Origin of the sequence: Corallococcus exercitus (genome assembly GCF_003611585.1) — a bacterium.
Lineage (GTDB): Bacteria > Myxococcota > Myxococcia > Myxococcales > Myxococcaceae > Corallococcus > Corallococcus exercitus.
Genome location: NZ_RAVW01000537.1, coordinates 1 through 5,688 on the forward strand (window position 1 = coordinate 1; position 5,688 = coordinate 5,688).

Sequence of the window (5,688 nt, forward strand, 5' to 3'; positions counted from 1 at the left end):
GGGGTGGGGTTGGGCTGGTACACGCCATTCACATCCAGCACGCGGCAGTCCACGGCGATGGAGTAGTTGATGGTGGGCAGCACGCCGTTGGCCGTGCAGGCGTTGGAGCCCACCGGGTCCTCGGTCCAGCAGGGGGCCTTCGAGCAGCCCGAGCGGATGTTGGTGGGCGGCGGTCCCGGGGTCGCGTAGGGCGCGATGTCGTCCTGGCGGCGGAAGCGCACCTTGGTGATGGTGAAGTCCGGACCCAGTGAGTTGGTCATCACGTCCGAGGACACGGTGGAGGACTTGGCGCCGCCGCCGTTCTCCTTGTTGATGACGAACACGATGTCGTTGAAGTCGCGGTCACCGCCGCCGTTGAGGTCCTCGAAGCCGAGGATCCACCGGAAGGGGTCCGTCGTGGGAGCGCCCACGATGACGTGGGGCATGAAGTTCATCCGGTCCAGGGCCGCGTCGGTGACCGTCCCGTCCGCCTTGGTGCCCGGGCGGATGATGTCCACGCGCTCCTTGGGCATGACCAGCTTGCCGTAGTCGTCCGTCTTCAGGCGGTTGAGGGTGGCCTGGTCCAACCAGCCACACAGCTTGTCCGAGGAGTTGTCGAGCTTGCAGGCATCCTTGTGCGTGGGACCCGAGCACGCATCGCTGTAGTCACAGCCGATGTTGCGCTCGGCCACCACGGTGTTCGTCGTCTTCTTCTTGGTGTCGTAGACGTCCTTGAAGTTCTGGTCCAGGTTCCAGCTGGCCTTGGAGAAGAACACGGAGATGGACGTCTTCAGGTGCAGCAGGCACTTGCCGTCCTCCTTCGGGTTGTTCGCATAGGGCTTGCGCTTGAGGCAGGGCGCCACCGTCCTGTTGTCCAGGTTGTGGCGGGTGTCGTAGTACACGACGGCGAAGAAGATGATCTCCTTGCCACCCGCGATCATGCCCAGGTCGACGGTGCGGTCGTAGACGCTGACGCCCGGGTCGGGATTGCTCGGGCGCTTCAGGCCGCTGTAGTCGTACATCGACACGTCGTAGTCCGGGACGCCGTCGTTGTCGTTGGAGCCGTCATCGACGGGGCCCAGCTTGCGGAAGACGTTCTTGTCGCTGTCGTCATCCGCGAGCAGGAACACCATGCGCCCCAGGCCCAGGTAGTTGTTGGCGGCGGCCTTGGGCTCCAGCAGGTTGGGGATGTGGCTGAAGACGCCCCGGTCGGACGCGTCGTCCACGCTCAGGTCCAGGGGATCATCGATGTTGTCGACCATCTTCTTCAGGTCGTTATCCCACTGCTGGCCGAGGGCCATCTGCTTGCCGACCCAGTCCGTCGCGATGTTGGCCCGCGTGTAGTCCTTCGTGGTGGGCCGGGCGTCCGACACGTCGGGGTCGTAGTGGAAGTCCTCGCCGCAGTCCTTGTCCATCGCCAGCTCGGGGTGGTTGTACGTGAACCCCCCGGAGGTGAAGGTCTTGTTGCAGCGCCGCGACACGCCAATGTACTTGTTCGGCAGGATCGTGTCGGTGTCCGGCGTGAGGTTGTACAGCGCCTCGTGCAGGTCGAGGATGCCGTTGCCGTTCAGGTCGACGAGCTCGCCCTTGTTGTTCGCGTAGCCGCGGGCCTTCACGTCATCCATGTACATGTAGCCGAGCGCGTGCGACGCACCGGCGGACTCGTACACGTAGCTGATGGTGACGCGCTGGTCGAAGGGGAACGTGATGTTCTCCACGTCCAGCTTCTTGAGGTTGGTCTCGAGCTGGAGCCGGCCGTCCCCGCGCAGCTTGATGGTATTGTTGTCGATGCTGAGGCCGTCCGGGCCGATGTTGAAGGCGCCCTGCTTGTCCTTGCCCAGGTCGTCCTGACACAGCTGGGGTGGCGCGTCCGCGAGCACGGGTGAGGAGACCGCCACCAGCAATGCCGTGAAGGCCTGAAAGAGCGTACGCATCACTTCTTCCCCTGGTTGGTCGACTGGGACTTCGCCTTCTCTTCGGCCTTGCGCTGCGCGGCGTGCTCCGATTCCCGTTGCTCCACCTGGTCCTTCAGCAGCTGCCTGCGCGGCGGGGGCGTGGGAACGGTCACGGTGGCCAGGAAACTCATCAGGGCGTCCGTGTCCTCGGGCGCCAACAGCCGCGTGTCACAGGCCGTCTTGCGGTTGATGCGGTAGGGCGCCTTCACCCAGGCGCGCAGCTGGTCCAGGTCCATCTTCTGGCGCACCTGGGACATGGCCGGGCCCACCGCGTCGCGGGTGGCAAAAAGACTCGCCTTCGGACGCTCCGTGGGCTGCTGGGCCTGGTGGCAGCGCGAACAGGCCTGGTTGAAGACCAGCTCGCCCCGGTCCTGGGCGCTGGACAGCGCAGGAAGCAGGGTCAACAGGAAGAACAGGCGTTTCATGGGGAACTCGTGGGGAGACGGGTTCAGAGCGTGGTGGTTTCTTCGTCCGTGGGCGGATTCTGGTCCGTGGGATTGTCGTAGTTCATGTCCGGACCGCAGCCCTTGCTGATGCAGCCGGGCGTGAAGACGGACTGCCCATCCGTGTTGGCGACCAGCGCCTGCACGACGGCGCGCGTCGGCCGGCCGTTGGGATTGGTCACCTCGCCCACGGCGATGACCCACAGCTGGCGGTTGCTATCGGTCCCGAAGCCGGTGGCGCCGTCGTCATCGTCGTCGCGGACGAAGACGCGGTAGCGCACGTTGCGCTGCTCCGGGTAGTTGCCCGCCAGGATGTCGGTGCGGATCTCGGAGGTGTCCAGCGTGTCGGCGGTGATGGGGTAGTCGTTCCACCCGTCCGTGCCGGTGCCCGGGAGCAGCTCGAACCAGGGGTAGGTGTCAGAGCCCATGCCGGGCAGCGTGACGCGAGGCCGCCCCAGGGTGGCCTGCAGGGGCAGGGTGGAGGTGGTGGCGGTGCTCATCAGGAGCCGCACCGCCTCACGGCCTTCCGCGAGGCCCGCCTCGGCCGCGAAGAACGCCTGCTTCTGGCGGCGGGTGTCCGCCTGGGTGTCGGCCTCGCGGCCCACCACGCTGTAGCTGAGCATCACCGCCATCGTCACGACCGCGACCACGCCCAGCGCGAGCAGGAGCGTGAAGCCACGGGACTGGCGGCGGAGGGTTGGGCGACGCACCATCGGGGAGCTCCTTCGCGTGCCCCTGGGGGGAGGCACGCCTTGGGAGCCACTGAACAGCAAGCTTCGTGCCGGGAATTCCGGCGCTCAACCCGCCGGAATGAGGGGAGCGCGCGAAAGGGTGGGTGCCGTTTGACGTCAGTGGGCTGCGCAAAGTTTGCGAGCCCACTCATTCTTGCGAGGTGCGCCGCTGTCGGCGCGCGGCGTCAGCGCTGACCGGCGCGCACGGCGGCGCGCAGGCGGAGCATGTCGTCCAGGACGCCGGGGTCCACCAGCTCCAGGGCGGCCTTCTGGGAGAGGGCGCGGGTCTGCTGGCGGTACTCCTCCTCGTCCTCCTCGCCGCCGCCCTTGCCTCCGCCGTCGCCGCCCTTGCCGCCGCCCTTGCCGTCGCCGCCCTTGGGCATCAGCGCCACCGGCTGGGAGACGCCCGGCTCCAGGCGGGGGAAGGCGTTGGCGTCGGCGCGCACCGACGTGAAGAGGCTGACCATGGACAGGCAGAACACGAGGGCGACGGTGAGGGTCTTCATGGCGGCTCCAATTCTCCCAACCCGCACGACGCCCGGGCGCGAGGGGTTATTCACGGGGCCTTCTCCTGGGGCTTGAAGGTGCGGATGTATCGCACCAGGGCGTCCATCTGCTCCGGGGAGAGCCGGTCCTTGTAGGCCTTCATCTTGGGGTTGTGGGACGAGCCGTTGGCGATGACGTCGCGCAGGTGGGCGTCCGACTCCGCCTTCTGCCAGGCGGCCCGGCTCATGTCGGGGATGGACTCCTTCTGGCCCATGCGCGTCTGGGCGCGGCCGTCCGGGCCGTGGCAGTTCTTGCAGCTCTTGTCCCAGAGGACCGCGGCGTCCTCCGCGTGGGAAGCGGCCGGGGCGCACAGCAGGAGGGTGGACAGCAGGAACCACCGCGTCGTCATGCACGGTCTCCGAGGGAGGGGGACCCCCAGTATAGCCACGCGCTCAGGAGCCCGCGCGGGGCCAGAAGGGCGTGGCGGAGCGGCCGGGGGGCTGGAGCCAGACGGACTCCAGGAAGCGCACCGCGTTCTGATCCGCCGGGTCGTTCCGGGTGAACAGCGCCTGCGCGCTCGCGAGCACCGCCAGCGTCGCGAGCCCCGCCACCCAGGCCGCCGGTGACGTCGCGCGTCCCGGCGCGTCCCGGCCCAGCGTCGCGAAGAGGGACGCCGCCACGCCAGCGAGCGCCGCGAACAGCACCGCGCCCGCCAGCGACGTGGGCAGGCCCCCGAAGGCGAGGAGGTTGGGCGGGTGGTAGCCGTCCAGCAGCAGCGGCCGGGCCAGCGCGAGCACGGGGGTTGAGACGTCGTCGGGGATGTAGTTGACGAAGGTGGCCAGCCCGGTGACGAGCACGGACACCGCGCACAGCATGGCCGCGATGCCGGACAGCACCGGCCGTCCGGCGCCGCGCAGCCGCTCCAGCACCAGCCCCGCGGGCAGCAGCAGGAAGGGCACCAGCCCCGTGAGGTGCCGGGGCCCCGTCGTCCAGCCCCACGAGTCGTAGGTGAACGACGAGGTGAAGTACGTGTAGCCGGCGAGCGTCGCCACGGACATCCAGAAGAGGGCGCGCGCCTCCGGGGACGTCCGCCCCTGGCGCTTGAGCAGCACCAGGCCGGGCAGCGCGAGCAGCAGGAACGGCGACAGCGTGAAGAGGCCCCGGAGCGGGGAGAAGAACGACAGCGTGAAGGCGCGCGGATCCGGCGTGCGGATGCCCAGGAATCCGCCCAGGTGCCACGGCTGGTAGGCCGCGTCGTTGAGGTGCTTGTAGCCCGTCTCCAGCGGGTGCCCGAAGGTGGCCTGGTGGTAGAGCCCCAGCGCCACGATGAAGGGCAGCGCGCCCAGCACCGCCAGCCCCGTGGCCCGGCCCAGCTTCTTCAGCCGCGCGGCCCAGGGCTCCGGCGTGCCTGGCACGGTGAGGACGGCGTAGAGGATGAGGCCCAGCACGCCCAGCGCGCCGGTGTACTCGGCGGCGACGGTGGCGCCCGCGCACGCGCCGGCCACGACGTAGCCGCGCTCGCGCCACTCGCCGCGCGACAGCCGCCAGAGCGCGTAGAAGCCCGCGAAGAGCAGCACCGCCGTCGTCTGGTGGCTCATGAAGAGCAGCGAGTAGCTGAACGCGAGCGAGCCCAGCGCGTACGTCACCGTGACGCCGTCCGCGACGACGGGCGACAGGAACGCGTCGAGGAAGCGGCGCACCAGCCACAGCAGTCCCAGCGTGGGCAGCACCGTGAGGAAGAGGCGGCTGAAGAAGACGAGCGGCACCTCCGGCACGGCGTAGCGGTGGCCGCCGCCCACGGCCCTCAGCGCCGCGTACACGGGCACCGCGGCGAAGGACAGGAGCGGCGCCTTGGACGGGTAGTAGCGCCCGTCCATCACCGACAGGTCGCCCACCGGGCCGTAGTCGCGCAGGGCGCGGTTGATCTCCAGCGACCCGTCCTCCACCAGGGCGCGCGTCTGCCACAGGCGGCACAGCTCGTTGGGCGAGCGCAGGCCCGGGTGGTACGGGAAGAGGACCACGTAGAGCGCCGCCACCGTGGCCCACACCGCCCTCGGCAGACCGGGGGCGCGGGGCGCGGGCGCCACACCGGGT

6 protein-coding genes are annotated in these 5,688 nt (G+C 69.1%); all 6 read right to left on the reverse strand.

Annotated features, from left to right (window positions below):
* A partial coding sequence (locus D7W79_RS37925; RefSeq protein ID WP_120530135.1) for a DUF4114 domain-containing protein occupies nucleotides 1-1,913 on the reverse strand: 1,913 nt, incomplete at its 3' end.
* Nucleotides 1,913-2,359, reverse strand: a complete 447-nt coding sequence (locus D7W79_RS37930; protein WP_120530136.1) for a c-type cytochrome — start codon at nucleotides 2,357-2,359, stop codon at nucleotides 1,913-1,915. The genes D7W79_RS37925 and D7W79_RS37930, both read right to left, overlap by 1 nt.
* Before the next feature lie 23 nt (nucleotides 2,360-2,382).
* A complete protein-coding gene (locus D7W79_RS37935; protein ID WP_120530137.1) occupies nucleotides 2,383-3,090 on the reverse strand; it encodes a hypothetical protein in 708 nt (235 codons plus the stop codon).
* 203 nt (nucleotides 3,091-3,293) lie between these two features.
* A complete protein-coding gene (locus tag D7W79_RS37940; RefSeq protein ID WP_120530138.1) occupies nucleotides 3,294-3,614 on the reverse strand; it encodes a hypothetical protein in 321 nt (106 codons plus the stop codon).
* A 50-nt stretch (nucleotides 3,615-3,664) separates the two neighbouring features.
* Nucleotides 3,665-4,003 (reverse strand): c-type cytochrome, encoded by a 339-nt coding sequence (locus D7W79_RS37945; RefSeq protein WP_120530139.1) that lies wholly within the window; start codon nucleotides 4,001-4,003, stop codon nucleotides 3,665-3,667.
* Nucleotides 4,004-4,046: 43 nt separating this feature from the next.
* Nucleotides 4,047-5,688, reverse strand: a 1,642-nt coding sequence (locus tag D7W79_RS37950; RefSeq protein WP_439099269.1) for a glycosyltransferase family protein, incomplete at its 5' end; no start/stop codon positions are given.

What these genes read in the sequence shown, in the direction of transcription:
- D7W79_RS37935 (WP_120530137.1), bottom strand. Translation starts at nt 3,090, where the DNA reads ATGGTGCGTCGCCCAACCCTCCGCCGCCAGTCCCGTGGCTTCACGCTC.
- D7W79_RS37945 (WP_120530139.1), bottom strand. Translation starts at nt 4,003, where the DNA reads ATGACGACGCGGTGGTTCCTGCTGTCCACCCTCCTGCTGTGCGCCCCG.
- D7W79_RS37930 (WP_120530136.1), bottom strand. Translation starts at nt 2,359, where the DNA reads ATGAAACGCCTGTTCTTCCTGTTGACCCTGCTTCCTGCGCTGTCCAGC.
- D7W79_RS37940 (WP_120530138.1), bottom strand. Translation starts at nt 3,614, where the DNA reads ATGAAGACCCTCACCGTCGCCCTCGTGTTCTGCCTGTCCATGGTCAGC.